Here is a 26,593-nt window from a genome sequence, read left to right as displayed (position 1 = left end):
AGTGCAAAATGACCGATTTCAGCGAACAGCACGGGCCGGGCCTTCGCAAGAATGCCATCGGGCTCCTCGGCGCGGTGATCATGTCTGCAGCACTCATGGGGCCGGCTGTGTCGGTCTATTTCAACCCACAAGTTTCGGCAGCCAGCGCTGGCGTCGCGACACCGTTCGTTTTCGTCTTGGCCTCGTGGTCATGCTCATTGTTGCAAACGGCGTCATGGAAATGTCGCGCGTACTTCCGAGCGCCGGATCCTTTTACACATACGTATCCCGCGGCATCGGGCCGCGCAGCGGCTTCGTCACGGGCGCACTGATGTTTCTCGCATACGCACTGTTGGTTCCGGCAGAGCTCGCGCTCATCGGGACGTATACCGAGGACGTGCTTGCAGGCTACGGCATCCACATCAGCTGGCTGATCATCTCCGCATTCTTCACCGTGCTAATGATCTTTCTCTGCCTTCGGGGCATCGTCGGTTCGATTCGCACGGCAACAGTACTGTTCCTTGCGGAAGTTGCTGTCATCATCGTTCTGAGCGCGATCATACTGGCCAAAGGAGGTGCACACGGGCTCACGCTTGCGCCGTTGAATCCGGTGAATTCGCCGACTGGTGTTTCCGGACTCGCACTGGGAATGGTATTCGCTATCCTGTCGTTCGTTGGCTTCGAGGCTGCAACGACGCTTGGCGAAGAAGTTCGCCGTCCGCGTCGCAACGTGCCCCGGGCAATGTTCTTTGCTCTGCTTTTTGTAGGCCTGATCTACGTCTTCGCCACTTACAGCGAAATGGTGGGCTTCGGCGTCGATGGCGTTCACAAGCTGGTGGCGGATGTCGCGCCATTCACCACGCTCGCAAATGAGTATGCCCCGTGGCTCAATCTCCTGGTCGGACTCGCCGGCATATCGAGCATCTTCGCCGTCACGATGAACACGAACAACGGAGTCGTTCGCATCATCTTCGCTATGAGCCGCGAAGGGATGTTGCCTAAGCGACTTTCGCACGTGCACCCGGTGCACCGCACCCCAACCACCGCAATTTGGTTCGTTGGCATCTTCGCCGTCGTACTCACGTTCGGAGTCGGCCTGCTCTCCGGTCCGTTCAACGCGTACGTATACCTTGGCTCGATTCTCACCTTGGCAATCATCCCGGTTTACATCCTGACGAATATCGCCGCCATCCGGTACTTCGCGAGTGCGCGACGAGCGGAGCGCTCGATCCTGCGGCACGCGGTACTGCCGGTATTGGGAATACTTTTGCTCGCAATCCCGATCTACGGCCAGGTTTATCCTGCGCCTGCCGCGCCTCTAGTCTTCTTCCCGTACCTCGTGCTGCTGTTTATTGTCGTCACCGCGATCATCGCAGTACAGCTAGGCAAGCGCCGACCTGAAGTTCTGCTTCGCGCAGGCGCAACACTTGCTGCTGGTGACGCCGATGATGGCCTCCACCTGACAACAGACGATCCAGCAGATCGAGAAGGCTCTGAATCTGAACCGGAGCCACAGCCATGACACTCGCAATCACCCTGTCGATTGCGCTCGAACTCATTGCTGCAGCGCACCAAGAGGCAGCGCGCCGAGACACTGCAATATCGGCGGCAATCGTCGATGCGGGCGGAAACCTGATCGCTTTCGGCCGCATGGACGGCGCCGAGATCGCTGGCGCCACACTCGCCACAGACAAGGCGTTCACGGCCGTTGCGCACAGCATACCCACCGAAGAGCTCGGTGTGCTTGCTGCACCCGGCGGCGAGTTGTTCGGGCTCCAAGCCAACGGAGGCGGCCGCTATGTGATCTTCGGAGGCGGCATACCGTTGCTTCGTGAACGACACATCGTCGGCGGCGTTGGCGTAAGCGGTTCCACGTCTAAGAACGATGTCGCGTGCGCTGAGCAGGCGGTGTTGCGATTCGCAGAGCTGGTGCCGAGGCAGCCGCCCTCAAGATGACACACGAGCAACGGTCTTCAATGTCATTGAAAATGTCGTCCAGAGCGCGCTGATCGCTCTCATGTCAGACACAGTCATATTCGTCAGTGACAACATCCACCACATCCTGATCGCGTGAACAAGAAAGCTGCTCCAGCTCTTGCTCGACTTCGTGCGGAACTTGCAGCTGCGCAAAGAGTTTGAGTTGCCCTTTGATGGAATCGGGCTTGGCCGCGTCCGCTTGATCGACTGGCGTCAGAACCAACTTTGGCCGCCCGTTAGCGGTCACCGCCGCAGCTTATTCAGCGATTGCAGCAGGGTTCGCCTTGAAACGACTCATGGGCACACGGAGAGGGCCATTTGGCGCACTAGCTTGCATTGCAGCACTTGCTTATCCTGTACTGACCTAAGGTATCAATTCAGCGCTCAGAGTGTATCCCGGTGTCACTGTCGAGAGAGAGAGCAGTCGCCAAGACGCTTCTGGCTGCTGATATGATCAACGTCACAGATCGTATACAACGTCGTCGCGTCCTCAAAGAGGTGATTTGCAATGCCGGCGAACCCGCTGTCGAGCGTTCGACCCGCTTCGTCGCTGACTCGAGCGCGGTCGACGGTTGTGAGCACGGCGATCGCCACCAACATCAGCGAGTTTCGCACGGCCGTCTCCGAGTCGTTCGTTCCTCTGCACGTGACCAGCGATCGCCCCGACCCGTTTTTCGGACGCATCCGCTCCAGCAGTGTTGATGATGTTCACGTCTGCGAGGTCACGGCCTCGCAGCACGTCGTGGAGCGCACGCCCGAGCTCATTGCACGCGGCGATCTGCACTATTACAAGCTCAGCCTGCAACTGGCGGGCACCGGCCTGCTCATTCAGGACAACCGAGAATCGGTGCTCCAGCCCGGGGATCTTGCGATCTACGACACCGACCGGCCGTACTCGCTCGTGTTCGACGACGACTTCCGCACCATGGTCGTCATGTTTCCGCAGCACCTGATTGAGCTCCCGCCGGATTTGGTCGGCCAGGTCACCGCTGTGACGATGTCGGGCAAGCAGGGTCTTGGTGCGATGATCGCCCCGTTCCTCGCTCAGCTGGTGGGCAATCTCGACCAGCTTGCCGGAAACACCGGAACACGACTGGTGCACAGCACACTTGATCTCGTCACCACGATGCTGGCCAGCGAACTCGATCTGGACAACTCGGCGGGAAACGGCCATCAAGCGCTGATGCAGCAGATTCGCCAGTTCATCGACGCCAACCTGTCCTCACCCGAGCTTGGTCCTACCCAGATCGCGGCCGCGCACTTCATCTCGACCCGCCATCTGCACGGCATCTTCCGCGAGCAGGGCACCACCGTTTCGGCGTGGATTCGATCCAGACGGCTCGAGCGCTGCCGCCGCGACCTGATCGACCCGATCTATGCGCATCGCCCTGTCGCTGCGATTGCATCCCGCTGGGGCTTTGCGGATGCCGCGCACTTCAGCCGCGTATTCAAGGCCGCGTTCGACCAATCGCCGAGCGAACTGCGCAACATGGCACGCGCGGCCGCGTAGCCGCGCGGCATCCGCCACCACCCGGCGATGCGCCGGTTGCCGCGCCCTGCGCCAGTTGAAGTGGCGCATGACTCGCAAAGTGGCGCACGGGTGCGGTTTAGAGTCGCATCCGCCTCCTTGCACTGGTGCGCTAGCGACGTGCACGCGACGACAACGCAACCACGCGCTGAGTGCGGCAGCATTCCATGAATGGGGTGTGCTGCGGTGAGCGCCGCACGACTTTATCCGTCGTTTTGTGCAAAGGAGCATCGTGACTGAGGTCAAACAAACATCAACCGGCACCGCGGGCGTGCTGAAGGCGAATGCCCTCGGAGTGGCGGGCATCGTCTTCCTCGTGCTTGCGGCCGTTGCACCGCTCACGGGAATCGTCGTTGTAGCGTCAATCGCGATCGCCCTCGGCAACGGCGGAGGAACACCGGCCTCGTTCTTCATCGTCGCCATCGTGCTGCTTTTGTTCTCCATCGGCTACGCGCAGATGTCGAAGCAGCTGGTCAACGCCGGCGGTTTCTACGCGTTCGTCGTCAGGGGGCTCGGCCGCACCGGCGGACTCGTGGCCGGGTTCATCGCCACGATCGGGTACAACTTCTTCGTCGTTGGCACGATCGGCACCAGCGGATTCTTCATGCAGACGGTAATCGCCGACCTCACCGGTTTCAACATGCACTGGTACATCTGGGGACTCGCGTCGATCATCGTCGCATTCATCCTTTCCCGCCAGGGAATCGGCTTCAGCGCCAAGGTACTCGGCGTCTCACTGATACTCGAGACGCTGATCCTGGTGGTCTTCGACTTCTCGGTGCTGTTCCAGACCGGATTCAGCTTCGAGGCATTCAGCCCGACCGCGATCTTCTCCGGCTCACTCGGCATCGGTCTGCTTCTTGCCGCAACGGGCTTCCTTGGCTTCGAAGCCACGTCGTTGTTCAGCGAGGAGGCCAAGAATCCACTCCGCACCATCCCCCGGGCCACTTACACAGCTATCTGCCTGATCGGCGCGATCCTCGGGTTTACGAGCTGGGCCGTCGTCAGCGCAACGGGCGTCGCCCAGGCACAGGCCGTCGCACTCAAGCACCTGCCCAACGGCGACCTGATTTTCAGTTTGTCGGAGAAGTACCTGGGCACCGTCATGACGGACATCATGATGATCCTGCTGCTGGTCAGCCTATTCGCGGCCATGCTCGCGTTCCACAACTCGGCCACCCGCTACCTGTACTCACTCGGCCGAGCACACGTGCTGCCACACGCGCTTGCTCGCACCCGAAAGAACGGCACCCCGCAACTTGCCGGCATCGTCCAGGCCTCGTTTGCTGCGATCGTGGCCGGACTTTTCGCCTGGGCGCAGCTCGACCCGATCGGGTCACTGGTGCCGAGCATGATCGGCTTCGGCACGCTGTGCGTGCTGGTGTTGCAGATGCTGGCTGCCCTGGCGATCGTCGTGCACTTCCGGCGCGCTCATGACCCGCGGTGGTGGTCGACATTCGTCGCCCCGGGCGTCGGATTCCTGGCACTCGCGAGCATCGTGACGATGGCGATCGCCAACTTCAGCATCGTCGCCGGGTCGGACGCACTGGTCGTCAATCTGCTGCCGCTGCTGCTGCTGGTCGCCCTCGTCGGCGGCATCATCTTCGGCATCTACCTGAAGAAGCGCAAGCCGACAATCTATGCCGGCCTCAGCGACGACCTGGAGAACTTCAACAAGACCCTGGTCGACCCGCAGCATGTGTCAGAGAGCGACATCGCGGGCGGGCTGTAGCGCGATGCGCGGTCCGCGACCACAGCAAGACCGGCGGCCGCGTCTCGAGACGGCCGCGTCTCGAGACGGCCGCGAGCGGCCTCCTCGACGACCGGGCTCGACCCGTGAGCGGCCTCCTCGACCACCGGGTAGGACGACGGATGCCTACATGCCGGCGTGTTCGAAGGGCAGCGTCGGCAGATCTACGATGTGAGCGCCGCCGTCGGCCACGATAACCGTGCCGGTCATGATCGACGACTCCCCCGAACCGAGAAAACGCACAATGGATGCGATCTCCACCGGTTCCGCAGGCCGGCCGAGCGGCACATCCGCGGTGACCCGCGCATACGCCTCGTCGCGGCCAGTGATCCCGGCATGTCGGGCGAACTCGTCCATCTCTTCGTCCGCCATCGGCGTGCGCACCCAACCGGGACACACCGCGTTGACCCGCACCCCGTTCTTGCCATAGTCGCGCGCCAGCGATCGCGTCAGCCCGATCAGTGCGTGCTTGCCGACCGTGTAACCTGCCGCGCTCGGCCCGGCGAACAAGCCGGCCAGCGACGAGACAATCACGATCTGGCCTTTCGACTCGATCAGGTGCGGCAACGCCTCACGCGTGAGCACAAAGGCACTGCTCAGGTTGGCTCGCAGGCTGGCATCCCACTCGGCGTCGGCGGTCTCCCCGACCGTGGCGAAACCGTGACCACCCGCATTCGCGACGAGCACATCGATCGCGCCTAACGCATCCGCAACTCGCGCGATCGCATCACGCGTCTGCGCCGTGTCGCTGACATCGGCGACGACGGGCAGGGCACCGGTCTCGGCCGCGACCAGCTCGAGCGGATCACTGCGACGACCCAGGATCGCCACACGGGCACCCTCCGCCGCATACCGGCGCGCAACGGCGGCGCCGATCCCGGTGCCGCCGCCGGAGACGACCACCATCTTGTTCTCGACGGATGCGCCCGTGAACGTCATCTCGACTCCTTCTTTCTCAGCGCGGCCGCGCTCGAGTTCCACCGGCCGCCCGTCACACACCCTGCTCCGCGAGCACCTGGAGAATCCGCTCGTGCACGTCGGGGAGCACGGCTTCGCTCTCCGGTTTCATGACGACGCTGCGTAGGATGCGTGCAGTGTCGGCATCCGCCTGCACGTCGTGCCCGCGCGCGGCGAACGCCGACGCCGGCGCCGTGTACGTCGCCAGGTAGATGGCTTCGTCGGGTGGCAGCGCCATGCCCGCCTCGAAGACCCGCTCGGTGAGTCGATCAACCTCACTCAGGCTGTGAGCGGTCGGAAAGAACGTCACGATGTCCAGTTGCGGTTTCTGGAACAGGGTCAACGCATCCGTCTGCTCGATCAACTCGGCCCAGTGCAGCGCAGCGCGGCGACCCGGGCGCAAGGCCGCACCCAGTCGGTCCGCCGTCAGCGGCAGCACCTGCAGCGTGAGCCACAGTGCGGCGGCTGCGGCACCCGCCCTGGAACACTCCAAGGAGATTTCGCCGAGGTGGAGCTCCTCCGACGTGAAGTACGTGTAGGGCGAATCGTGTTTGTAGAACCGGCCGATGGCCGGATCGCGGAACAGCACAGCACCGCATCCGTAGGGTTGCAGCCCGTGCTTGTGCGGGTCGACCACGACGGAGTCACACTCCGCGATCGCTTCGAACGGTGCGGCCGCGACCCCGTCGGCGGTGTCGTCGGCAATCAGCCGGAAGAACCCGCCATACGCGGCATCGACGTGCACGCGCACGCCGTGTTCGCGGCACAGTGCCAGCGCCTCAGGAATCGGGTCGATCGCGCCGAGGCCGGTGGTTCCGGCAGTCAAGACGACGGTGCCGATCGATTCGGCGCGCAACAGGTCGGCGAGCGCGTCGAGATCGAGCCGGCCGACGGCATCCGTTTGCACGGCATGGCCGCGAACGCCGAGAAGGTGACACATCCTGCTGTGCGTGTAGTGCGCATCCGCGCTGTATGCGATGCCCTTGTCCGGATGCGTTTCGCGGGCCACGAACAGCGCCTCCAGATTCGCGATCGTGCCGCTGGTTGTCAGGTGCCCGAGGTGCTCGTCGGGAGCGGAGCCGAATCCGAACATGCCCGCGAGCTGTGCGACGACCTCGCGCTCCATCCGCGCGGTGGCCGGGCCGCCGTCGAGGGCGTGGTTGTTCGGGTTGATCAGCATGGCGGCGACGTAGCCGGCGACGGCCGCGGGGTGCGGCGGCTTGAGCATCTGGCCGACATAGCGCGGGTGGAAGAACGGGTAGTTGTCTCGCAGTCGTTCCAACAGTTCGGCGTAGGCGGCGTCGAACGCGCCGTCGGCGACGACGAGCGACGGATGCGCCGCAAACGCGCCGAATTCGGCCTGCCAACCATGAATTGTCTCGACCGCTTGCGCCAGCGCATGCTCCAATTGCATCTTCGTCAACTCCTTGCGATCCATACTGGCATCGGGCGCAGCCGGCCTCCATCGCAACCATTGGCCCACCGGGCACGGTTGTTGTCTGCAACTGCACAGCCCGCGCCAGGCCTTCCCCGCCTCGCGGCGCGCAGTGAATATTGAAGAGACGCACGACAGCTAAGGATCCACGATGACCCACGAAAGCCACGAGCAGGCCGGCCAGGAGCACTCGGGCCACGATCACTCGAGCCACACGCACTCGACGCTCCTTTCGACGCCGACGACGGTGACGCATCCGCTTGACCCGGTGACAGCCGAGGAGCTCGCGCTCGGACGCCAGATTCTCGTCGACGCCGGCAGAGTTGGGGAGACCACGCGATTCCCGAACGTGCTGCCGGTGGAGCCGGCCAAATCCGTCGTCGCCGCGTTCCAGCACGGCGACGCCATCGAGCGCCGGCTGCTGTTCGTGCTGCTGGATACCGCAACCGGCCGCAGCGCGGAGGCCGTCGTCAACGTCACGGCCGGCGTGGTCGAGTCGCACACCGATTTGACCACAGACCAGGCGCCCTACGGCCAGCCGCAGTACCTGTTCGAGGAGTACGAGCGCGCCGCCGAGATCGCGAAGGCGGATGCCGGTTGGCAGGCCGCGATGACCCGTCGCGGCCTCGCCGACCAGATCGAGCACGCGTTCTGCGCACCGCTTGCTCCGGGCTTCTTCGGCCGCGCCGACGAAGCGGGGCACCGCGCCATTCGCTCGCTGACTTTCCTGCGTGCCGACGCGAACGACAGCCCGTGGTCGCACCCGGTCGAAGGCCTGATCGTGCACATCGATCTCACGCTCGGGCGGGTGCTGCGCATCGAAGACGACGGCGACACCCCCGTGCCCCAGCACGACGGCAAGTACGACGCCGCGACCATCGGTCCAGCCCGAACCAGCCTGAAGCCGATCGAGATCAGCCAGCCTGAAGGCCCGAGCTTCCACGTCGACGGCGCCGCGGTCAGCTGGGAGAACTGGAAGTTCCGCGTCGGCTTCAACGCCCGCGAGGGTCTCGTGCTGAACCAGGTCAGCTTCCGCGACGGCGACGAGGACCGCCCGGTGCTGTACCGGGCATCCGTTCCTGAAATGGTTGTGCCCTACGGCGACACCACGCCGACCCGGTTCTGGATCAGCTACTTCGACGCCGGCGAATACCTGCTCGGCAAGAACGCCAACCCGCTCGCGCTCGGCTGCGACTGCCTGGGTGTTATCCACTACTTCGACGGTTTCGTCGCCGACGATCACGGCAACCCGGTGAAAATCCCGCAGGTGATTTGCATGCACGAGGAGGATTACGGCATCCTCTGGAAGCACACCGACCTCGCCGGCCATCCCGAGGTGCGCCGCTCCCGCCGCTTGGTCGTCAGCTATTTCTCGACGGTCGGAAATTACGACTACGGGTTCTTCTGGTACTTCTACCTCGACGGCACGATCCAGGTCGAAGCGAAGGCCACCGGCATCGTCTTCGCCGGCGCCGGCACTCCCGGCGAAGCCAACCCACACGCACCGGAAATCGCACCGGGACTCTTCGCGCCGGTGCACCAGCACCTGTTCTGCGCACGCCTCGACGTCGCGATCGACGGCGAAGACAATTCGGTCGCCGAAGTCGACGTCGTCGGCGTCCCCATCGGCGAGGACAATCCATACGGCAACGCGTTCACCTGGCAGAAGCGTCCGCTGACGACCGAGGCGGATGCCGGCCGGCTCGCCAACGCTCCCACCGCACGGCTCTGGGAAGTGACGAGCTCCCACCGGCGCAACGCCGTCGGCAAACCGACCGCGTATCAGTTGGTTCCGCAGCCGAGCGCCACCCTGATGGCACAACGGGATTCGACCGTGTTCGCTCGCGCGACGTTCGCGACCAAGCACCTGTGGGCCACCGCATTCGACGCGGCCGAGCGTTTTCCGGCGGGCGATTACCCGAACGGTCACGCCGGCGGCGCGGGCATCCCGGCGTGGACAGCGGCGAATCGCAGCCTTCAGGACACCGACATCGTGCTCTGGCACACGTTCGGCCCGACCCACATTCCGCGCCCGGAGGACTGGCCGGTGATGCCGGTCGATTACTCCGGCTTCCTGTTCAAGCCCTACGGCTTCCTCGACCGCAACCCGGCGCTGGACGTGCCCGAGGTGTCGGCCGCGGCATCCGGATGCTGTTCCGCCCGTGGCGAGTGCAGTTGCGAACACTGATTCCAGCCGACTCACAACCAGCTGACTCGCAAGCGGCCGACGTACAACCCGGGGCTTGCCCAGAATCAGAAGCATCCTCGCAACCCGAAAAGGACCCCCCATGACGAACTCAACTCTGACCGACACGTCGACCTGGCTGCCGCTGGACGGCCTGGCGCCCGGCTTCGACGCGAATAAGGCGCCGCTATCCCCCGACCTGGCTGGTCGCACGGTCGTCATCACGAACGGCGACGGCAGCGAACCCGGGTCTGTCATCGCTCATGAGTTCACAGCTGATCGGGTGCGCTGGCACTACGAAGCCGTCGCAACCGACCCGCATGGAACGGCCGACGGTGACGACGCATACGAGGCGATCGAGGTCGACGACGATCTGTTCTATGTGCAGTTTCAGACGCGGTCCCGATCGGAGAACGCGGTTTCGCTGTTCCTCGACTTCGCTTCGGGCCGCGCGCTCACTGTCGTTCAGGCCATCCATGAGCGAGCGGATGACAACACCTGCGTCTGGCAGGCATTCGTCCCTGGCACCATCGATAGTATCGAAACGACCGGCGAGGAACCGGCCCCGACCAACGCACTCATCGGCCGCCGGGTCGTCTGGGACTACAGCCCGATCCATGCCTACGAGCACATCTACCTGAGCCCCCAGTGGTACACCTGGCAGTGCTTGGCCGGCCCGGAGAAGGGGCTCGCCGACACCGACCAGAACACCGTCTACCGGCTGCGTGAGGGTATTTACGTGTTCGCCTGGCGGGAGAAGGTGATCCCGTGCGCGTCGGTCACGGTGGCCGACCACCGCAACGTGCGCGCCATCCGCTCGCACGGGGTGCTGTTCGGCCTGGACGAGACCGGCAGAACGCCGATGCACTTCACGTTCGGCGCCTACGGTCGCCTGCTCAGTGTGACTGTGCACCCCGACCGCCTCGATCCGGCGTTGTAGGTCGGCGGCCGCCCGGCAGCGAATCCACCATCCGCGTGTTATAGCAGATGATATGATTGCCGCCATGAACGAGGTGCGGCGCCTCCGCCTACGCGCAGGCCTCACGCAGGACGAATTGTCCGAGCGCTCCGGAGTTGCGCAGCCGAATATCGCCGCCTACGAGAGCGGAACGCGCACGGCATCTCCTGCCATGCTGAGTCGGCTCCGTGCTGTCGCGGCACCACGTCCGTCGGAAGTTCTCGCCGAGAATCGCGAATCGGTACTCGCCTTGGCCCGTGAACATCGGGCAGGGGATGTGCGCGTGTTCGGCTCGATTGCGCGGCACGAAGACGTTTCCGGCAGCGACATCGACTTGCTCGTACGGTTTGATCCCGGTGCCGATCTGTTCGACTTGGCCGACCTGAAAGCCTCGTTGGAAGAACTCACCGGCCTGCGCGTCGACGTCGTCTCCGAACGAGGCTTGCGCGCCGGTCCGAACCCGATCCGGGACGAAGCAGTTGCCCTCTGACCGGCGCGCTGTGAGAGGTGCGGACGCATCCGACCGGATGCGAGTCACTCGCACACTTCGAGATCTCATCGGATTCACCGATACCGCCGCACGCCTCGTCGCCCGAGGCAGAACGAATTACGACTCCGACGAGGCGCTGCGGCTTGCAGCCGAGGCCATCATGCACAAGATCGGCGAAGCCGTTGCCCGATTGCCAGCAGAGTTCATCGGCGAGCACCCGGATGTCGCCTGGCGCAGCATGAAGGCTACGCGCAACATCGTCGCGCACGACGACGAGCAAGTCGACTACGACATCTTGTGGAACGTTCTGGCCAACCGGATGCCCGCGGAGGCCGAGCGAATCCGGGCTGCTCTGAGGTCGGTCGGCAGCACCGAATAGCGCCGCTGTGGCTTCCGTGTTGATGCTGTCGTCAGTGCTTGATCCCGTCAGTCAAATTGATCCCCGCGGAACGATCCACCTGTGCTTGAAGGTTGGCACGACCTCGGCGACATAGTCAAAGTCACTGTCGAGATGAAGGACGGCCGCGTCGTTGGCCATCGCGTATGCCGCGATGAGGGCATCCATCGCGCCGACGGAACGCACCAGCCCGCCTGTCCAGAGAGCATTTTGGATGTTGAGGACTTCAAGGGACGTGGGTGCAACAGGGCAGTCGGGGAACGCTCCGAGGGATTTCATGAGCTTCGTATGATCTTCGCCATTTCGGGCACTGAATCCAACTTCTGCAACGACCGGAGCGCAGATCATGATTGCTCTGGGACTGTAACGACTAACAACGGTTTCGAAGGCGGCTTTGACGACGGGGGTCGTGCTAAGGCGTGCCCAGACGCTGTTGTCAACAATGAATGCGGCATTCTTGGCGTGTCCAGAGCCCGGTTGGGCTGCCGGGTCGTGCTGGACTCTTCTCGGGGCAGATGTTCCGGGACGTGTAACGGCCTGAGAGGTCCCTTCGCGCTGTGGTAAACGAGTGCGCGAGTCGCTAACGCTCATACGTGACCTTTTCTGCCGACTCATCCAGTTCAATCGCTGCGATCTCTTCAATCGCAACGAGCTGGCGCTGTCTCATCACGGTTTCCTGGAGGGCGAGGTTGATCGCCTCCCGATTTGTGCGCACCCCGTACGCTTGCTTCGCCTGGCGCAGAATATCTGCATCGACGTCAACACTCGTGATCGGCATAATGCCCTCCCTTATATAGGATTGCCTTTGTTCATATATAAGACTAGCATCTGAGCCAATGTCTGTGGGTCAACGCGAGCGGTGCCTTGTGGTCAAATTCTTGGTTACTCCGTCGAGATGCCATGCGCGCTGTCAGGTCTACTAGGCTGCCTCTGCGCCGACCGTGATCGCCTCGACAATCTCGCGTACTGCGGATTCGTCTGGCAGTCCGCCGAGTTCGCCGGCGAAGAGTAGATGCCCGGTCCCGACTATGGCTTGCGCAAGTGTGTCCGGCTGCGCACCGGCGAGGATGCGGCCGGCGCGTTGTTCGGCAGTCAGGTAAGTGCCGAACCCAGTGACGGCTTCAGCGAGGAACGGGATGCCTGGTCTCGTGCCCGGACGCAGGCGGGCACGGAGTTCGTCCCGAGACAGAATAAGGCGAATGAGTGCGAGCCCGAGCGGGCGGAACAGTTCGGAGAGCGCGGCGGAAAGGTTTCCGACAACGGTGCCGGAGCCGGCGTGGTCGACGAGTTCGGCCGTCATGCGGTTTACGGCAGTGATCTGGTTCTGGGCGATCGCCCACTTAGAGTGGGCGCATGGTCACTCTACCTTCACCGCCTCCCACTTCGGGAGGAGCATCGCACCAACGGCGCGAGATGGCCGAGTCCTTCGGCGACGATGCCGCTCGCTACGATCGGACCCGGCCGCACTACCCGGATGCGTTCATCGACGAGATCGCCCGCCGCATTCCCGGCAGGGCGATCCTTGATGTCGGCATTGGTACCGGTATTTCGTCGCTGCCATTCCGCGATCGCAGATTCACCGTGCTCGGTGTCGAGGCTGACCCGCGGATGGCCGAGTTCGCCCGCCTCAAGGGTTTCGACGTCGAGGTAGCCCGGTTTGAGGAGTGGGACGCTGCCGGCCGCATGTTCGACGGTCTCATCGCTGGGCAGACCTGGCATTGGGTCGACCCCCTCGCAGGGGCTGCCAGGGCCGCGGACGTGCTCCGGACCGGCGGCTTGTTGGTGCTGTTCTGGAACGAGGCGCGCCCGCCGGTCGAACTCGCGGCACAGTTCGGGAAGGCCTTGGCTTCGCTCGATACCGGGCTGCCGTTCAACCCATGGGCGACGCCGCCGCAGCGCGGTGCTTACAACGGGATGATCGACAGGGCTGAAACCGGGATCCGCGCCACGAACGCTTTCAGTCCGATCGAGCGCGTCGCCTTCGACTGGGAGGCGACCATCAGCCGAGACGCATGGCTGGCGCAGACATCGACCGCTGGCGGCATCAACCGCCTGCCCAAGGATAAACTCGAAGCCCTTCTGGCCGGTATGGGGGCCGCGATCGACGAGGTCGGTGGTGAGTTCGTGCTCGCGTACACGACCGTGGGCGGGATCGCGGAAAGGCAAGCCTCGTAGTGCTTGAGGGTGTATGGGGCGAGCGTTAAGGCACATCGCCGTCAATTCTGACGTTGTTGCCGTTCGGGCAATGCCATTGCTGTAGTCGTCGTGGATGCCGTTGTGCGTGACCTGCCCCGGACCCTACCGATGTATGCTCCCGCGAGCGCGCCAGCGGCTGAGAGAGAGCCCGCGACGATCAAGGCCGCCTGGAATGCGGGAGCGAGAGTCTGCGGCGCGCTGAAGTTTCCTCCTGCCGTGGTGAACACGGTTGCGAGCAAGGCGACCCCCACGGCGCCGCCTAGCTGCCGCATCGCGCTGTACACGCCGGACGCCGTGCCGATGTCTGCCGGGTCGACCGCGCTGACGGCCGTGTTCTGAACGGCGGGCATCGCCGCCGACACTCCGACTCCGGCGAGCACCATCGGTGCGATCATTGCGTCGTATCCCGCTCCTGAGCCGGCGGCCAGCGCCATCCAGGTGAATCCCAGCGCCTGCGCCAGCAATCCCGTCCAGGTCAGCGTGCGTGCACCGATCCGGTTGAGCTGCGCCCCCGCGATGGGCGCGATCACGAAGAGCGAGGCGGTCCACGGCAGAAGATGGAGGCCTGCAGCCAGCGCGCTCAAGTGCAGGCCCGCCTGCAAATACTGCGCCAGGAAGAATGCAGCCCCGAAGATCGAGGCAGACATCAGCAATCCGCTGAGGTTGGCTGAGCCGAATCCGGGCCGCGCGAACAGTCGCAACGGCAACATGGGCGCTTTGACGCGTCGTTCCGCCACGACGAAGGCGATGAGCAGCGCAGCCCCGCAGCCAAGACCGAGCAGCACAGTCGGCGACGTCCATCCGGCGCTCGTTGCGTGCACCGCGGCCCAGACCAGCGCGCACACCCCGAGTCCGGAGGTCACCAGGCCCGCGACATCCCAGCTGCGAGCTATCCCGGTGCTCTCTGCGAGCCGTCCTCGGCCCACCACCACAAGCACAATGCCGAGCGGAACATTCAGCCAGAAGATCCACTGCCACGAAATGCCCTGCACGACCGCGCCTCCCAGCACGGGGCCGCCGAGGACGGCGATTCCGGTGATCCCGGCAAGGATCCCCATGGCTGCGCCTCGCCGCTGGGCCGGGAAGGCGACGCTCACGAGCGCGAGCGCCGTGGGGATGACCATAGCGGCGCCCGCGCCCTGAACTGCGCGTGCCGCGATGAGTGCGCCTGCATTCGGAGCAAGCGCACATGCCGCCGACGCGGCCGTGAACACGACAAGGCCGAGGGTGAAGACCCGTCGACGGCCGAATCGCTCGCCGATTGCGGCCGCCGTCAACATCAGCACCGCGAAGGCGAGCGTGTAGGCGTTCACCACCCACTCCAGATCCTCGATGCTCGCGCCCAAACGCATCCGGATCGTGTTCAGGGCCGTTGCCACGACCAGTGCGTCCAGGCTCACCATCAGTGAGGCGAGGGATGCGACTGCTAATGTCCAGCGTTGACGTGCATTCATGACGATCGTTCCTTCGTTCGTGTCCTTGAGTGGTCACGAATACATACCGCCGATCGCTCCCGGATTCATCGGTCGTTGACAAGAATCTTTGTGTCATCATGTAGGGATGTCGTCACTCGCCGCGGAGATGGTAGAGACGGCGGAGCCATATCGGCGTGAACTGCTCGCCTACTGCTATCGGATGACCGGCTCGTTGCATGACGCGCAGGATTTGGTACAGGAGACCATGATCCGGGCGTGGCGTTCCGCGCACACCTACGACCTGGAGCGCGGCTCCGTTCGTACCTGGCTGTATGGCATCGCCACGAACCAGTGCCTCAACACGCTCAGCAATGCGCGGCACCGAGTGCTTCCGGTAGACCTCTCCGAGCCAAGTATCGTCGCCAATCTTGTCGGCATGAAGCCGAACCGCGAGGTGCCGTGGCTCGAGCCTTTCCCTGGCAGTGCCGGCCATCCCGCAGACCCGGCAGCGGTGGTTGAGGCTCAGGAGAGCATCCGGCTCGCCTTCATCGCCGCGCTGCAACATCTCGCACCGCTGCAGCGAGCGGTGTTGATCCTTCGCGACGTACTTGCATTCTCGGCAGCCGACTCCGCCACCCTGCTGGGAACCACGCCCGCGGCAATCAACAGTGCACTTCAGCGCGCTCACGACAAGCTCGACCACGTCGCTCCGGCCGAAGACAGTTCTGGCGAGCTGACCGAGGCAGAGAAACGCAACTTTCTCGATCGCTACGTCACGGCGTTCGAGACACACGATATCGACGCACTCACTCGGCTGCTGCGTGAGGACGTGCTGCTGCAGATGCCGCCACAACCGGCCTGGTTCGCCGGACGCGATCAAGCCTCCGCGTTTCTGGCCAGGAGCTTCGCCCACGGGGGACGCTACCACTTGGTGCCCACGACGGCCAACGGATGCCCCGCGTTCGCGATGTATCGCAAACTCGGCGCCCCCGCGTTCGAGCTGCTCAACCTCCAGGTGCTCACGCTCGCGCCCGGCGGCGTGGCACGCATCGACGCCTTCCAGGGTTCTGAGTTGTTCGCCGCGTTCGAGCTGCCGGAGCGGTTGCCGGAGCAGTTCTGATCCACTCAGTGTCCTGAATTTGTGGGGCGCCGAGCCGCCCGCACTGCCGCGCGCGGGGCTGTGATCCGTCGCGTCGCACTGGACAGTCTGGACGCCTCCGTCGACAGTTCTGGCGTGGCGGCGGGTGGCGGAGCCACGAGCAAGGCGGCAAGCGCTTGGGCCTGGTCTTCTCGCCGGCAGACTCGCGCCAGGACCTCAGACCCCTATCGCAAGGGTGACTCGTTTTCGGATGTTTGCCAACTGGGTGGGAGTAATGCGCGAGTCGGTCGGGGTAACGCGTCGTAGAGACACACTGGTGATGTGGTGGGCCAAGGCCCAGCATGTCGTCTCGGCCCCGTTTTCGACCGTCGGCTCGATCTGTTCAGCGAAGGACCGATGTGCCAGACCCTCGTTGCGGGTCAACGGAACGACGAGCATGTTGGGATATCTGTCGGGGAACAGCGCCTGGTCTTCAATAACCACCGCGAGACGCAACGTGTTTGGCTCACTGGGTAAGCAACCTTCGCGCATCGTCAATACCTGTGCCGGGCACGGCAAGACGCCCCACACTGTCGCACCTATCGTGGAAGATGTACCGGACTCATTGGCCGGACTCAGCTGCCGGACCGACGACACCGGACTGACCGCGCCGCGCTCACAGTGGAGGACACCATGGACACCTTGGACACCCACGACGGCCTGCTCGCCGCAATCACACCGACGTCGGGCGTGACCCGCGAGATTCACGACCCTGCGACGGGCGAGGTGGTCGGCATCGTCCCTGTGCACACCGCGGATGACGTCGATCGCGCGGTCGAGGCGGCCGCAACGGCCCAGCCGGGCTGGGCCGCGCTAGGCCACGAGCGGCGAATCGAGTTCATGCTGCGCGCCGCCGACGCGATCGACCGTTCTGCGGAAGCGCTCGCCCAGCTACTCTCTCGTGAGCAAGGCAAGCCCCTCAACGGACCCAACGCGCGCTTCGAGGTCGGCGCATGCTCCGCCTGGCTGCGTGCAACCGCCGCCACACCTCTCGACGCCGAGGTGGTCATCGACGATGGCGAGACACACGCGGAGCTGCACTATCGGCCGATCGGCGTCGTCGGCGCGATCGGCCCGTGGAACTGGCCCATGATGATCAGCGTCTGGCAGATCGCCCCGGCGCTGCGCATGGGCAACACGATCGTCGTCAAGCCCTCCGAATACACGCCGCTCAGCGTGCTCGCGCTGGCCGCCGTCATGAATCAGGAGCTGCCAGAGGGCGTGCTCACAGTGGTCGCAGGCGACCGCGAGGTCGGCGCGCGGCTGTCGTCGCATCCGCAGATCGGCAAGGTCATGTTCACCGGGTCGACGGCCACGGGCAAGGCGATCATCCGCAGCTCGGCGGACAGCATCAAACGCCTCACGCTCGAACTCGGCGGAAACGACGCCGGCATCGTGCTTGCGGATGCCGACCCCGCGGCAATCGCGGAGGGCCTGTTCTGGGGCGCCTTCATCAATACCGGGCAGACCTGTGCGGCGCTGAAGCGCCTCTACGTTCACGACGACATTTACGATGCCGTGTGCGACGCGCTGACGACCTTCGCTGCTGCCGTGCCGATGGGCGTCGGCCTGGACGAGAACAATGTGCTCGGCCCGCTGCAGAACAAGGCGCAATTCGATATCGTAAGCGGCCTGGTCGAGGCGGCGAAGGCATCCGGCGCTCGTGTTCTGCTCGGCGGCAACCCGCAAGCCGACCAGCCAGGCTATTTCTACCCGACCACCTTGGTCGCGGACATCGACAACGACAACCCGCTCGTCGCGAAAGAGCAGTTCGGCCCCGCGCTGCCGATTATTCGGTACACCGATGTGGAAGATGCCATCGCGATGGCGAACGGGGTCGATGTCGGGCTCGGCGCGTCGGTGTGGTCGGCTGACGCGGCGAAGGCGCGCGAGGTGGCTGCACGCATCCAGGCGGGCACGGTCTGGATCAACTCGCATGGTGGCGTGCACCCGATGATCCCGTTCGGCGGTGCGAAGCAATCCGGTTACGGCCTCGAGTTCGGCGTCGACGGGCTCAAGGCACTCGGCGTGCCGCAGGTGATCAACGGCTGAGGATCGCTCGCCAGCGCAGCTGTAGCTCAGGACGCCTGACCAAGCGAGCGAGTGATCGTATACGATCAAGTTGTCAGCTTGGCAGGGCCGAACACAGACGACAATGACGACAACAACGGCGGCGGCAACGCCGGTGCTGGCGTCTACGAGACCGCCGACAACGAGGTTGGAGAACACGTGCTGCACCATTCGATCATTGAAGCGATCGCCGACGAACTCGCCGCCGCTGAGCGAGACCACGCGACTGTGCCGCTCATCACGGCGCGGCATCCGGAAATGACGGTGGACGACGCCTATGCCGTGCAGAACGTCTGGAAGGAACGCGGTTTGGCCGCCGGCCGCCGCATCGCCGGCCACAAGATCGGGCTGACCTCCAAGGTGATGCAGGTGGCCACGGGCATTACCGAGCCGGACTACGGGGTGATCTTCGATGACGCGGTCTACCAAACCGGGTCCGTCATCCCGTTCGACGCATTCTCCAATGTGCGCATCGAGGTCGAACTCGCGTTCGTGCTCGGCAAGCCGCTCGCCGGCCCGAACTGCACCCTTTTCGACGTGCTGGATGCCACCGCCTACGTCGTTCCGGCGCTGGAGGTCCTGAGTTCCCGCGTCGAGCTGGCCGGCCGCACGATTGTCGACACCATCTCAGACAACGCGGCCCTCGGCGCGATGGTCGTCGGCGGGAGCCCAGTGAAGGTCGACAAGGTCGATCTGCGCTGGGTGTCTGCACTGCTGTATCGCAATGAGACGATCGAAGAGTCCGGGGTTGCAGCCGCGGTGCTCGGGCATCCGGCCGCTGGGGTGTTCTGGCTGGCCAACAAGCTCGCCCAGCACGGCACCGTGCTCGAGGCCGGCGAGATCATTCTGGCCGGATCGTTCACCCGGCCGATGTGGGTGTCGAAGAGCGACACTGTGCACGCCGACTATGGGGACCTGGGAGCTATCACATGTCGTTTCGAGTAGAACTGCCGCCGACGTTCGCCGATCGACTCGCGGCGTCGACGCGCCCGCAGATCGGCATCTGGGTGTGCTCGACGAGTCCGCTCGTCGCCGAAATCTGCGCAGGAAGCGGCCTGGATGCGTTGCTCATCGACGGCGAGCACGGGCCGAACACACTCGAGTCGGTCCTGGCGCAGCTTCAAGCTGTCGCCGCGTACCCGATCACTCCGCTCGTGCGGCTGCCGTCTGCCGACACCGTGCTCGTCAAGCAACTGCTCGACGCCGGCGCGCAGAATCTGCTCGCGCCTATGGTCAATTCGGCTGACGAGGCCCGCGCCATGGTGCGCGCGATGCGCTACCCTCCGCTCGGCGTGCGCGGCGTCGGCAGCGCCCTTGCCCGCTCATCGCGGTGGAGCCGCGTCGACGACTATCTGGCACGCGCACACGAACTGGTGTCGTTGTTCGTGCAGATCGAGACCGCGGAGGCGGTCAGCAACGCCGAGGAGATCGCCGCCCTCGAAGGCATCGACGGCATCTTCCTCGGGCCGGCCGACCTCGCCGCGTCGATGGGGCACCTCGGCCAGCAGGACCATCCGAATGTCGTCTCCTCCGTCGAGCACACCATCACCGTTGCGAAACGGCTGGGCACACACGTCGGCGTCAACGCATTCGCACCGGCGATGGCCAACCACTATCTGGCCGCCGGGGCCGACTTCGTCTTCGTCGGATCGGATGTAACGCTGCTGGCGCGCGGTGCCGAAGCCCTCGCGGCTGCTTACCTGCCTGCCGACAGCGAACCGGATGCCGCAAGCGGCCCGACCGCGGATGAGTAGCGAGCGCCAGCACCCCCGGTGGTCGAGTAGCGCATGAGCGCAGCGAATACGCGTATCGAGACCCGCATCGAGACGCAGATGGTGCAGCGCGAAGTACGGGTCTCGATACGCCAGCTCGCTTCGCTCGCGGGCTACTCGACCAGCGGTGCCGGTCGAGTAGCGTGCGCCAGCACCCCCGGCGGTCGAGTAGCGCATGAGCGCAGCGAATACGCGTATCGAGACCCGTACGAGACGCGGATGGTGCAGCGCGAAGTACGGGTCTCGATACGCCAGCTCGCTTCGCTCGCGGGCTACTCGACCAGCGGTGTCGGTCGAGTGGTGCAGCGTATCAACCAGCGATAGCAGCTATTTACGAATCCCATTCGATCGTATATGATTTGTGATACTACCTGAAACGGAGACGATGACGTCATGAGCGAATCCGCAACAACCGGTGCCGCCCCTTCGACAAGCTCAGGGAACGAAAGACGGCCGGGCAAGATCATAGCGGTGCACCTGAACTACCGTTCGCGCGCCGAGCAGCGTGGGCGCACGCCGGCGCAGCCGTCCTACTTTCTCAAGCCCGCAACATCCGTGGCCGCATCGGGCGGAACACTCGAACGCCCAGCCGGCACGGAATTGCTCGCCTTCGAGGGCGAGATCGCACTGATCATCGGCCGCACGACCCGCCGAGTCAGCCCCGGCGAGGGTTGGGCCGCCGTCTCAGGCGTCACGGCGGCGAACGATTTCGGCGTATACGATTTTCGCGTTGCGGACAAGGGTTCAAACCTGCGCTCGAAGGGCGGCGACGGGTTCACTCCGCTCGGGCCGGTCGTGATCCCGGCCGAGGGCATCGACCCGGCCGCACTGCGCGTGCGCACCTGGGTGAACGGCGAGCTCGTGCAGGATGACAGCTCAAGCGGACTGCTGTTCCCGTTCGCCAGGCTGGTGGCCGACCTGTCACAGCTGCTCACGCTGGAGCCAGGGGATGTGATCTTGACCGGCACACCGGCCGGCTCCTCGGTGGTGCAGCCGGGCGATGTCGTCGAAGTCGAGGTGGATGCACCCACCGCGCCGGGCGCACCGACGTCCGGACGACTGCGCACCACCATCGCTCAGGGAACCGTGCCGTTCGGCGACTTCGGCGCGCAGCCGAGCGTGGATGAGACGCAGCGGGCGGAGGCGTGGGGGGTTGCCGCCGCGGGGGTTGCGCACGCGGGTCTCGATACGCTCGCTGGCGCTCACTACTCGACCACCGAAAAGCGTGAGGACGCGGGTGTCGATACGGGTCTCGATACGCTCGCTGGCGCTCGCTACTCGACCACCGACGGGGGCGCTCGCTACTCGACCACCGAACAGCCGGTCTTCGTACTGACAGACGAATGGCGCGCGAAGCTCGCGGAGACCGCCGTTGCCACACTCAGCGCGTCGCTGCGCAAGCGCGGCTACCATGACATTTTCATCGAGGGTGTGCACAGCAACAAGCCGGGCGCGCATCTGGCGGGGTTGGCTCGCACACTGCGGTTCATCCCCTTCCGCCCCGACCTGTTCGCGAGCCACGGCGCCGGTTACAACGCGCAGAAACGGGCTTTCGACGCGGTGAACCCCGGCGAAGTGCTCGTGATCGAGGCACGCGGCGAGCTCGGCACCGGCACGGTCGGCGACGTGCTCGCCCTTCGCGCTCAGGTGCGCGGAGCCGCCGGAATCGTCACGGACGGTGGCGTGCGCGATTACGACGTGGTCGCAGAACTGGAGATTCCTACGTTCTCGAAGGGACCGCATCCGTCGGTGCTCGGCCGCAAACACGTGCCGTGGGAGACCGACCTCACGATCGACTGCGGCGGCGCCGCGGTGCAGCCAGGCGACCTCATCGTCGGTGACGGCGATGGCGTCATCGTCATCCCGGCCGCAATCGCCGCCGAGGTCATCGACGAAGCGCACGCCAAGGAGCGCGAAGACGCCTGGGTTGCCGAGCAGGTGGCGGCCGGTGCTGCCGTGGACGGCCTGTTCCCCATGAACGCAGAATGGAAGGCTCGGTACGCGCAGTGGCTTCAGCAGCAGTAACGACAACGCCAGCACTTTCAACACAGGTTGCTTCAACAGCCGTAGCCCCACCGTCGGCCGCGTCAATAGTAGCCGACACGGCGAGCGCCCCGAGCAAGTCGCAACTCGCGTACGACTGGATTCGGGACCGGATCAATGGCGGCAACTACTCCCCCGGTTATCGGCTCGTGCTCGCCCAGCTCGCCGGTGACCTCGGAATGAGCGTCGTGCCTGTGCGCGAGGCCATTCGACGGCTCGAGGCAGAGGGCCTCGTCACCTACGAACGCAACGTCGGCGCGCAGGTCGCGATGGTGCACGAATCCGAATATGTCTACACGATGGAGACGCTCGCCCTTGTGGAGGGTGCGGCGACGAGACTCGCGGCACCGTTCGTCACCGCCGATCACATCGCGCGGGCACGAACGATCAACGATGAGATGATCGCCTGCCTCGACGACTTTCGGCCGCACCGATTCACCGAGCTCAACCTCGAGTTTCACGCCGTGCTCTTCGAAGAGTGTACGAACCCGCACATCCTCGACCTCGTGCACCGCGGCTGGAACCGGCTGCGCGTGCTGCGGGATTCGACCTTCGGCTTCGTTCCGGGTCGCGCCCGTCAATCCGTCGTCGAACACGAAGACCTGCTGCGCCTGATCGAAAGCGGTGCGGAGCCCCTCACGATCGAACTGGCCGCCCGCGCGCATCGCACGGCAACGCTCGACGCGTTCCTGACCTACCAAACCGAGCACAAGCATCCGTCAACTGCCGTTCACACAGCCGACATTCACACAGCCGACAATCACACAGCCCCCGTTCAAGCCACCGCCGTTCAAGGAGATCGACACCGATGAGCCACTTCATCCCCGACAATCTGCCCAGCCGAATTCAGCACTTCATCGACGGAAAATTCGTCGACAGCGTCTCCGGCAAGACCTTCGACGTGCTCGACCCGGTGACCGGCGAGCCCTACACAAAGGCCGCGGCCGGCCAGAAAGAGGACATCGACCTCGCCGTCGCCGCAGCGACCCGCGCCTTCCGCGACGGCCCCTGGCCGCGGATGCTGCCCCGCGCTCGCTCGCGCGTGCTCAACAGAATTGCGGATGCTGTCGAATCCGAAGACGCGAAACTCGCGGAACTCGAGACCTTCGACACCGGCCTGCCGATCACCCAGGCGCTCGGGCAGGCGCAGCGCGCGGCGGAAAACTTCCGCTTCTTCGCCGACCTGATCGTCGCCCAGGCTGACGATGCGTTCAAGGTGCCCGGCCGCCAGCTCAACTACGTCAACCGCAAGCCGATCGGTGTTGCGGGCCTGATCACACCGTGGAACACGCCGTTCATGCTGGAGAGCTGGAAGCTCGCCCCTGCGCTGGCCTCCGGCTGCACGGTTGTGCTGAAGCCGGCCGAGTTCACGCCGCTGTCGGCCAGCCTGTGGGCGGAGATCTTCCGCGACGCGGGGTTGCCCGACGGTGTGTTCAATCTGGTCAACGGGCTCGGCGAGGAGGCGGGCGATGCGCTGGTCAAGCATCCGGATGTGCCGCTGATCTCGTTCACCGGAGAAAGCACGACCGGCCAGCTGATCTTCGGCAACGCTGCACCGTTCTTGAAGGGGCTGTCGATGGAGCTGGGCGGCAAGTCGCCTGCCGTCGTCTTCGCGGATGCCGACCTGGATGCCGCCATCGACTCGACCCTGTTCGGCGTGTTCTCGCTGAACGGCGAGCGCTGCACTGCGGGCAGCCGCATCCTGGTCGAGCACTCGATCTACGACGAGTTCTGCTCACGATATGCCGCGAGGGCTGCCAACATCGTGGTCGGCGACCCGCACGATCCGGCGACCGAGGTCGGCACGCTTGTGCATCCGGAGCACTACGCAAAGGTGATGAGCTACGTCGAAATCGGCAAGGGCGAGGGGCGGCTGCTCGCCGGCGGTGGGCGACCAGCCTCGCTGCCGGCCGGACACGAGAACGGCAGCTACGTCGCACCCACCGTGTTCGCGGATGTCGCACCGGATGCCCGCATATTTCAGGAGGAGATCTTCGGCCCCGTCGTCACCATCTCCCCGTTTGACACGGATGCCGAAGCGCTCTCGCTTGCAAACGGGGTGCGCTACGGCCTCGCCGCCTACATCTGGACCAGCGACCTCAAGCGCGCCCACACCTTTGCCCAGTCGGTCGAAGCGGGCATGGTATGGCTCAATTCGCACAATGTGCGGGACTTGCGCACCCCGTTCGGCGGGGTGAAGGCATCCGGTCTCGGCCACGAGGGAGGCTACCGCTCGATCGACTTCTACACCGACCAGCAATCCGTGCACATCACCCTCGGCGACGTGCACACGGCGCGCTTCGGCGCAACGCCTCTTGTCGAGTAGCGAGTCCCGCCGCTGGTCGAGTAGCGAGTCCCACCGCTGGTCGAGTAGCGAGCGAGGTACGAGGCCGCGTATCGAGACCGAGTGAGCAGATCTCGATACGCTCGTTCCTCGCTACTCGATCACCGGACCGGTAGTTACTCGATCATCACAACATTAAGGACACCTCAATGACGAACCCACTTGCCACACCCAGCCTTCCCTCCCCGTCCGCTCCGCCACCGGATGTCATCCGTTGCGCCTATGCGGAATTCATCGTGAGCGACCTGGCCGCGTCGCGCGCGTTTTACGTCGATGTGCTCGGACTGGTCGTCACCTACGAGGACGAGAACGCCATCTACCTGCGCGCGTTCGAGGAGTACTTGCACCACTCGCTGATCCTGCGTGTCGGACCGGTTCCGGCGCTGTCTGTGCTTGCTTACCGGGTGCACTCGGCAGCGGAAGTCGATGCCGCGGAGGCCTACTACCGCAAGCTCGGCGTGCGGGTCGAGCGCCGGCCGGCCGGCGCGACCCGCGGCATCGGTGAGGCGGTTCGCATCGAGGACCCGCTCGGCTTTCCGATCGAGTTCTTCTACGACGCCGAGCACGTTGAACGCTTCACCCAGCGCTACGACCTGCAGGGCGCCGGTGCCATCGCCCGGCTCGACCACTTCAACGTGACCACACCCGACGTGCCATTCGCCCAGCGCTACTACGAGGGCGTCGGCTTCAAGGTCTCTGAGGATATCGAAGACTCCGCCGGCACCGTCTACGCCGCCTGGATGTACCGCAAGGCGACCGTGCACGACGTCGCGTTGACCGGCGGCGACGGCCCGCGCCTGCACCACGTCGCCTTCGCGACGCACGAGCGCACCCAGATCTTGCATATCTGCGATCATCTCGGCGCCATCCGCCGCTCGGACATGATCGAGCGCGGCCCTGGCCGCCACGGAGTCTCGAACGCGTTCTACCTTTACCTGCGCGATCCAGACGGTCACCGCATCGAGATCTACACGCATGACTACTACACCGGCGACCCGGACAACCCGGTCATCCGCTGGGATGTGCACGACAACCAGCGCCGCGACTTCTGGGGCAACCCCGTTGTGCCCAGCTGGTACGCGGAAGCGTCGACGGTGCTCAACTTGGACGGGCAACCGCAGCCGGTCGTCGAGCGCACGCACGCCCGTGAGTCAGAGGTCACAGTCGGCGCCGACGGCTTCTCCTACACCCGCTCCGGCGACACTGCACAGGGGTTCAAGCTCGGCGACCAGGTGTAGCCACACCGCGCACGGTCACTGTCGCGTGGTCACGAGAGCAGTCGAACGCCGAGGGATTTCGCCGCGTTCTTGTCGAAGGTCACGACATCGGCGCAGCCGGCGTGCCTGCAGGAGGCGACGATCACGGCATCCGCAAAGTCAGCTCCAGTTGATCCTGCCAAAATGAGGGCATTGCGCACGATGGTCTCGTTTTCGACGACGAACTCGTCGGTGGCGACAACCGCGCCGAGCGCGCTGACGACGTCTTCCCGAGAGAATCCGTACGTCGTCCGAAGCACCCAGTATGACTCCACGAGCACAACGCCAGTCAAATACCCTGGCTCTTCAACTGTCAGAGCTTCGATCACGCGCGTTGCTGCCGCGGCCTGCAACGGGTCATCCTGAGTGATGTAGCGTACGAGAACGTTCGTATCGAGCCCGATCATTGGCCGTCCGGCTGTGCTGCGCCCCTGGCGATTCCGGCTTCCATATCCTCGAGCGATTTGGGTGCGCCGTCATACTTCAGGATGCCCTTCAGCTCGGTCACGCTTCGACGCTTGCGCGTAACGACGAATCCGCCGGCACCGTCCGAGATGAACTGCAGACGAGACCCCGGCACCAACTTCAACTCAGAGCGCACGTTGCGCGGCACCGTGATCTGACCCTTGCTCGTCATCTTCGCGATTGACATCGTATCCTCCTTACGCAATCGTAAGGAATCTATCGAAAGTTCGCAAGGGCT

The 26,593-nt window shown here is 64.5% G+C and carries 28 protein-coding genes; 18 read left to right on the top strand and 10 right to left on the bottom strand.

Going from position 1 to position 26,593, the window contains the following annotated elements:
* The first annotated feature begins 1 nt into the window (after position 1).
* On the top strand, positions 2-1,501 hold the full coding sequence (locus tag QU604_RS06630; RefSeq protein WP_308468015.1) for an APC family permease: 1,500 nt from the start codon (positions 2-4) through the stop codon (positions 1,499-1,501).
* Positions 1,498-1,935, top strand: a complete 438-nt coding sequence (locus QU604_RS06625; protein WP_308468014.1) for a GlcG/HbpS family heme-binding protein — start codon at positions 1,498-1,500, stop codon at positions 1,933-1,935. The genes QU604_RS06630 and QU604_RS06625 overlap by 4 nt, the downstream gene beginning before the upstream one ends.
* Positions 1,936-1,999: 64 nt before the next feature.
* Here QU604_RS06625 and QU604_RS06620 read toward each other — a convergent pair whose 3' ends face one another.
* Entirely contained in the window at positions 2,000-2,203 is a 204-nt protein-coding gene (locus QU604_RS06620; RefSeq protein WP_308468013.1) for a hypothetical protein, read from the bottom strand.
* 261 nt (positions 2,204-2,464) lie between these two features.
* On the opposite strand from QU604_RS06620, the gene QU604_RS06615 reads away from it, so the two are divergent.
* The gene (locus QU604_RS06615; protein ID WP_308468012.1) at positions 2,465-3,466 is read left to right on the top strand and encodes an AraC-like ligand-binding domain-containing protein; all 1,002 of its coding nucleotides are present in this window, start codon (positions 2,465-2,467) and stop codon (positions 3,464-3,466) included.
* A 250-nt stretch (positions 3,467-3,716) separates the two neighbouring features.
* A complete protein-coding gene (locus QU604_RS06610; protein ID WP_308468011.1) occupies positions 3,717-5,216 on the top strand; it encodes an APC family permease in 1,500 nt (499 codons plus the stop codon).
* Positions 5,217-5,360: 144 nt separating this feature from the next.
* On the opposite strand, the gene QU604_RS06605 is transcribed toward QU604_RS06610, so the two are convergent.
* Positions 5,361-6,173 (bottom strand): SDR family NAD(P)-dependent oxidoreductase, encoded by an 813-nt coding sequence (locus QU604_RS06605; RefSeq protein WP_308468010.1) that lies wholly within the window; start codon positions 6,171-6,173, stop codon positions 5,361-5,363.
* A 52-nt stretch (positions 6,174-6,225) separates the two neighbouring features.
* Positions 6,226-7,605, bottom strand: coding sequence for a pyridoxal phosphate-dependent decarboxylase family protein (locus tag QU604_RS06600; RefSeq protein ID WP_308468009.1), 1,380 nt, complete (start codon positions 7,603-7,605; stop codon positions 6,226-6,228).
* A gap of 172 nt (positions 7,606-7,777) precedes the next feature.
* Here QU604_RS06600 and QU604_RS06595 point away from each other — a divergent pair, with 172 nt between their 5' ends.
* The 4 genes from QU604_RS06595 (at position 7,778) to QU604_RS06580 (ending at position 11,638) form a co-directional block, all read left to right on the top strand.
* Positions 7,778-9,814 (top strand): primary-amine oxidase, encoded by a 2,037-nt coding sequence (locus QU604_RS06595; protein WP_308468008.1) that lies wholly within the window; start codon positions 7,778-7,780, stop codon positions 9,812-9,814.
* A gap of 100 nt (positions 9,815-9,914) precedes the next feature.
* On the top strand, positions 9,915-10,751 hold the full coding sequence (locus QU604_RS06590; protein ID WP_308468007.1) for a molybdenum cofactor biosynthesis F family protein: 837 nt from the start codon (positions 9,915-9,917) through the stop codon (positions 10,749-10,751).
* 64 nt (positions 10,752-10,815) lie between these two features.
* Positions 10,816-11,259 carry a type II toxin-antitoxin system RelB family anti-toxin gene (locus tag QU604_RS06585; RefSeq protein WP_308468006.1) on the top strand — a complete coding sequence of 148 codons (444 nt, stop codon included), beginning with the start codon at positions 10,816-10,818 and terminating at the stop codon, positions 11,257-11,259.
* Positions 11,260-11,269: 10 nt separating this feature from the next.
* A complete protein-coding gene (locus QU604_RS06580) occupies positions 11,270-11,638 on the top strand; it encodes a HepT-like ribonuclease domain-containing protein (RefSeq protein ID WP_308468005.1) in 369 nt (122 codons plus the stop codon).
* 51 nt (positions 11,639-11,689) lie between these two features.
* On the opposite strand, the gene QU604_RS06575 is transcribed toward QU604_RS06580, so the two are convergent.
* The 3 genes from QU604_RS06575 to QU604_RS06565 all read right to left on the bottom strand — a co-directional run bounded on the left by QU604_RS06575 (position 11,690) and on the right by QU604_RS06565 (position 12,956).
* A complete protein-coding gene (locus tag QU604_RS06575) occupies positions 11,690-12,247 on the bottom strand; it encodes a PIN domain-containing protein (RefSeq protein WP_308468004.1) in 558 nt (185 codons plus the stop codon).
* Positions 12,237-12,434 (bottom strand): type II toxin-antitoxin system VapB family antitoxin, encoded by a 198-nt coding sequence (locus QU604_RS06570; RefSeq protein WP_308468003.1) that lies wholly within the window; start codon positions 12,432-12,434, stop codon positions 12,237-12,239. The genes QU604_RS06575 and QU604_RS06570 overlap by 11 nt, the downstream gene beginning before the upstream one ends.
* 141 nt (positions 12,435-12,575) lie before the next feature.
* A complete protein-coding gene (locus tag QU604_RS06565; protein WP_308468002.1) occupies positions 12,576-12,956 on the bottom strand; it encodes a hypothetical protein in 381 nt (126 codons plus the stop codon).
* Positions 12,957-13,069: 113 nt separating this feature from the next.
* Here QU604_RS06565 and QU604_RS06560 point away from each other — a divergent pair, with 113 nt between their 5' ends.
* On the top strand, positions 13,070-13,831 hold the full coding sequence (locus QU604_RS06560) for a class I SAM-dependent methyltransferase (protein ID WP_308468001.1): 762 nt from the start codon (positions 13,070-13,072) through the stop codon (positions 13,829-13,831).
* 41 nt (positions 13,832-13,872) lie between these two features.
* On the opposite strand, the gene QU604_RS06555 is transcribed toward QU604_RS06560, so the two are convergent.
* Positions 13,873-15,306, bottom strand: coding sequence for a DHA2 family efflux MFS transporter permease subunit (locus tag QU604_RS06555; RefSeq protein ID WP_308468000.1), 1,434 nt, complete (start codon positions 15,304-15,306; stop codon positions 13,873-13,875).
* Positions 15,307-15,412: 106 nt separating this feature from the next.
* Here QU604_RS06555 and QU604_RS06550 point away from each other — a divergent pair, with 106 nt between their 5' ends.
* Positions 15,413-16,387, top strand: coding sequence for an RNA polymerase subunit sigma-70 (locus tag QU604_RS06550; RefSeq protein WP_308467999.1), 975 nt, complete (start codon positions 15,413-15,415; stop codon positions 16,385-16,387).
* Positions 16,388-16,582: 195 nt separating this feature from the next.
* Here QU604_RS06550 and QU604_RS22185 read toward each other — a convergent pair whose 3' ends face one another.
* Positions 16,583-16,897, bottom strand: a complete 315-nt coding sequence (locus QU604_RS22185) for a type II toxin-antitoxin system PemK/MazF family toxin (RefSeq protein ID WP_409350023.1) — start codon at positions 16,895-16,897, stop codon at positions 16,583-16,585.
* A 150-nt stretch (positions 16,898-17,047) separates the two neighbouring features.
* Between QU604_RS22185 and QU604_RS06545 the strand changes: the two genes are divergently transcribed.
* From QU604_RS06545 to hpaD, 8 genes are all read left to right on the top strand, one after another.
* Positions 17,048-18,457, top strand: coding sequence for an aldehyde dehydrogenase family protein (locus QU604_RS06545; protein WP_308468857.1), 1,410 nt, complete (start codon positions 17,048-17,050; stop codon positions 18,455-18,457).
* A gap of 177 nt (positions 18,458-18,634) precedes the next feature.
* Positions 18,635-19,420 carry a 2-oxo-hept-4-ene-1,7-dioate hydratase gene (gene hpaH, locus QU604_RS06540; protein ID WP_308468856.1) on the top strand — a complete coding sequence of 262 codons (786 nt, stop codon included), beginning with the start codon at positions 18,635-18,637 and terminating at the stop codon, positions 19,418-19,420.
* On the top strand, positions 19,405-20,229 hold the full coding sequence (locus tag QU604_RS06535) for an HpcH/HpaI aldolase family protein (protein ID WP_308467998.1): 825 nt from the start codon (positions 19,405-19,407) through the stop codon (positions 20,227-20,229). The genes hpaH and QU604_RS06535 overlap by 16 nt, the downstream gene beginning before the upstream one ends.
* Before the next feature lie 33 nt (positions 20,230-20,262).
* Positions 20,263-20,571, top strand: coding sequence for a hypothetical protein (locus QU604_RS06530; protein WP_308467997.1), 309 nt, complete (start codon positions 20,263-20,265; stop codon positions 20,569-20,571).
* Between the two features lie 69 nt (positions 20,572-20,640).
* On the top strand, positions 20,641-22,272 hold the full coding sequence (locus QU604_RS06525) for a fumarylacetoacetate hydrolase family protein (RefSeq protein ID WP_308467996.1): 1,632 nt from the start codon (positions 20,641-20,643) through the stop codon (positions 22,270-22,272).
* A gap of 65 nt (positions 22,273-22,337) precedes the next feature.
* Positions 22,338-23,102, top strand: a complete 765-nt coding sequence (locus QU604_RS06520; RefSeq protein ID WP_308468855.1) for a GntR family transcriptional regulator — start codon at positions 22,338-22,340, stop codon at positions 23,100-23,102.
* Positions 23,099-24,616, top strand: coding sequence for a 5-carboxymethyl-2-hydroxymuconate semialdehyde dehydrogenase (gene hpaE, locus QU604_RS06515; RefSeq protein WP_308467995.1), 1,518 nt, complete (start codon positions 23,099-23,101; stop codon positions 24,614-24,616). The genes QU604_RS06520 and hpaE overlap by 4 nt, the downstream gene beginning before the upstream one ends.
* Before the next feature lie 167 nt (positions 24,617-24,783).
* Entirely contained in the window at positions 24,784-25,872 is a 1,089-nt protein-coding gene (gene hpaD / locus QU604_RS06510) for a 3,4-dihydroxyphenylacetate 2,3-dioxygenase (RefSeq protein ID WP_308467994.1), read from the top strand.
* Between the two features lie 29 nt (positions 25,873-25,901).
* Here hpaD and QU604_RS06505 read toward each other — a convergent pair whose 3' ends face one another.
* Together QU604_RS06505 and QU604_RS06500 are read right to left on the bottom strand one after the other, a co-directional pair.
* The gene (locus QU604_RS06505; protein ID WP_308467993.1) at positions 25,902-26,297 is read right to left on the bottom strand and encodes a type II toxin-antitoxin system VapC family toxin; all 396 of its coding nucleotides are present in this window, start codon (positions 26,295-26,297) and stop codon (positions 25,902-25,904) included.
* Entirely contained in the window at positions 26,294-26,542 is a 249-nt protein-coding gene (locus QU604_RS06500; protein ID WP_308467992.1) for an AbrB/MazE/SpoVT family DNA-binding domain-containing protein, read from the bottom strand. Before QU604_RS06500 ends, QU604_RS06505 begins: the two co-directional genes overlap by 4 nt.
* Positions 26,543-26,593 lie beyond the last annotated feature (51 nt).

It is taken from the genome of Rathayibacter sp. SW19 (assembly GCF_030866825.1).
GTDB lineage: Bacteria > Actinomycetota > Actinomycetes > Actinomycetales > Microbacteriaceae > Rathayibacter_A > Rathayibacter_A soli.
The sequence above is the reverse complement of the archived record's forward strand: the minus strand, read 5'-3'. Positions and strand labels throughout refer to the sequence as shown.

What these genes read in the sequence shown, in the direction of transcription:
- hpaE (WP_308467995.1), top strand. Translation starts at nt 23,099, where the DNA reads ATGAGCCACTTCATCCCCGACAATCTGCCCAGCCGAATTCAGCACTTC.
- QU604_RS06605 (WP_308468010.1), bottom strand. Translation starts at nt 6,173, where the DNA reads ATGACGTTCACGGGCGCATCCGTCGAGAACAAGATGGTGGTCGTCTCC.
- QU604_RS06535 (WP_308467998.1), top strand. Translation starts at nt 19,405, where the DNA reads ATGTCGTTTCGAGTAGAACTGCCGCCGACGTTCGCCGATCGACTCGCG.
- QU604_RS06560 (WP_308468001.1), top strand. Translation starts at nt 13,070, where the DNA reads ATGGCCGAGTCCTTCGGCGACGATGCCGCTCGCTACGATCGGACCCGG.
- QU604_RS06585 (WP_308468006.1), top strand. Translation starts at nt 10,816, where the DNA reads ATGAACGAGGTGCGGCGCCTCCGCCTACGCGCAGGCCTCACGCAGGAC.
- QU604_RS06595 (WP_308468008.1), top strand. Translation starts at nt 7,778, where the DNA reads ATGACCCACGAAAGCCACGAGCAGGCCGGCCAGGAGCACTCGGGCCAC.
- QU604_RS06615 (WP_308468012.1), top strand. Translation starts at nt 2,465, where the DNA reads ATGCCGGCGAACCCGCTGTCGAGCGTTCGACCCGCTTCGTCGCTGACT.
- QU604_RS06625 (WP_308468014.1), top strand. Translation starts at nt 1,498, where the DNA reads ATGACACTCGCAATCACCCTGTCGATTGCGCTCGAACTCATTGCTGCA.
- QU604_RS06565 (WP_308468002.1), bottom strand. Translation starts at nt 12,956, where the DNA reads ATGACGGCCGAACTCGTCGACCACGCCGGCTCCGGCACCGTTGTCGGA.
- QU604_RS06500 (WP_308467992.1), bottom strand. Translation starts at nt 26,542, where the DNA reads ATGTCAATCGCGAAGATGACGAGCAAGGGTCAGATCACGGTGCCGCGC.
- QU604_RS22185 (WP_409350023.1), bottom strand. Translation starts at nt 16,897, where the DNA reads ATGCGCGAAGGTTGCTTACCCAGTGAGCCAAACACGTTGCGTCTCGCG.
- QU604_RS06570 (WP_308468003.1), bottom strand. Translation starts at nt 12,434, where the DNA reads ATGCCGATCACGAGTGTTGACGTCGATGCAGATATTCTGCGCCAGGCG.
- QU604_RS06530 (WP_308467997.1), top strand. Translation starts at nt 20,263, where the DNA reads ATGAGCGCAGCGAATACGCGTATCGAGACCCGCATCGAGACGCAGATG.
- QU604_RS06575 (WP_308468004.1), bottom strand. Translation starts at nt 12,247, where the DNA reads ATGAGCGTTAGCGACTCGCGCACTCGTTTACCACAGCGCGAAGGGACC.
- hpaD (WP_308467994.1), top strand. Translation starts at nt 24,784, where the DNA reads ATGACGAACCCACTTGCCACACCCAGCCTTCCCTCCCCGTCCGCTCCG.
- QU604_RS06550 (WP_308467999.1), top strand. Translation starts at nt 15,413, where the DNA reads ATGTCGTCACTCGCCGCGGAGATGGTAGAGACGGCGGAGCCATATCGG.
- QU604_RS06590 (WP_308468007.1), top strand. Translation starts at nt 9,915, where the DNA reads ATGACGAACTCAACTCTGACCGACACGTCGACCTGGCTGCCGCTGGAC.
- QU604_RS06505 (WP_308467993.1), bottom strand. Translation starts at nt 26,297, where the DNA reads ATGATCGGGCTCGATACGAACGTTCTCGTACGCTACATCACTCAGGAT.
- QU604_RS06555 (WP_308468000.1), bottom strand. Translation starts at nt 15,306, where the DNA reads ATGAATGCACGTCAACGCTGGACATTAGCAGTCGCATCCCTCGCCTCA.
- QU604_RS06525 (WP_308467996.1), top strand. Translation starts at nt 20,641, where the DNA reads ATGAGCGAATCCGCAACAACCGGTGCCGCCCCTTCGACAAGCTCAGGG.
- QU604_RS06600 (WP_308468009.1), bottom strand. Translation starts at nt 7,605, where the DNA reads ATGCAATTGGAGCATGCGCTGGCGCAAGCGGTCGAGACAATTCATGGT.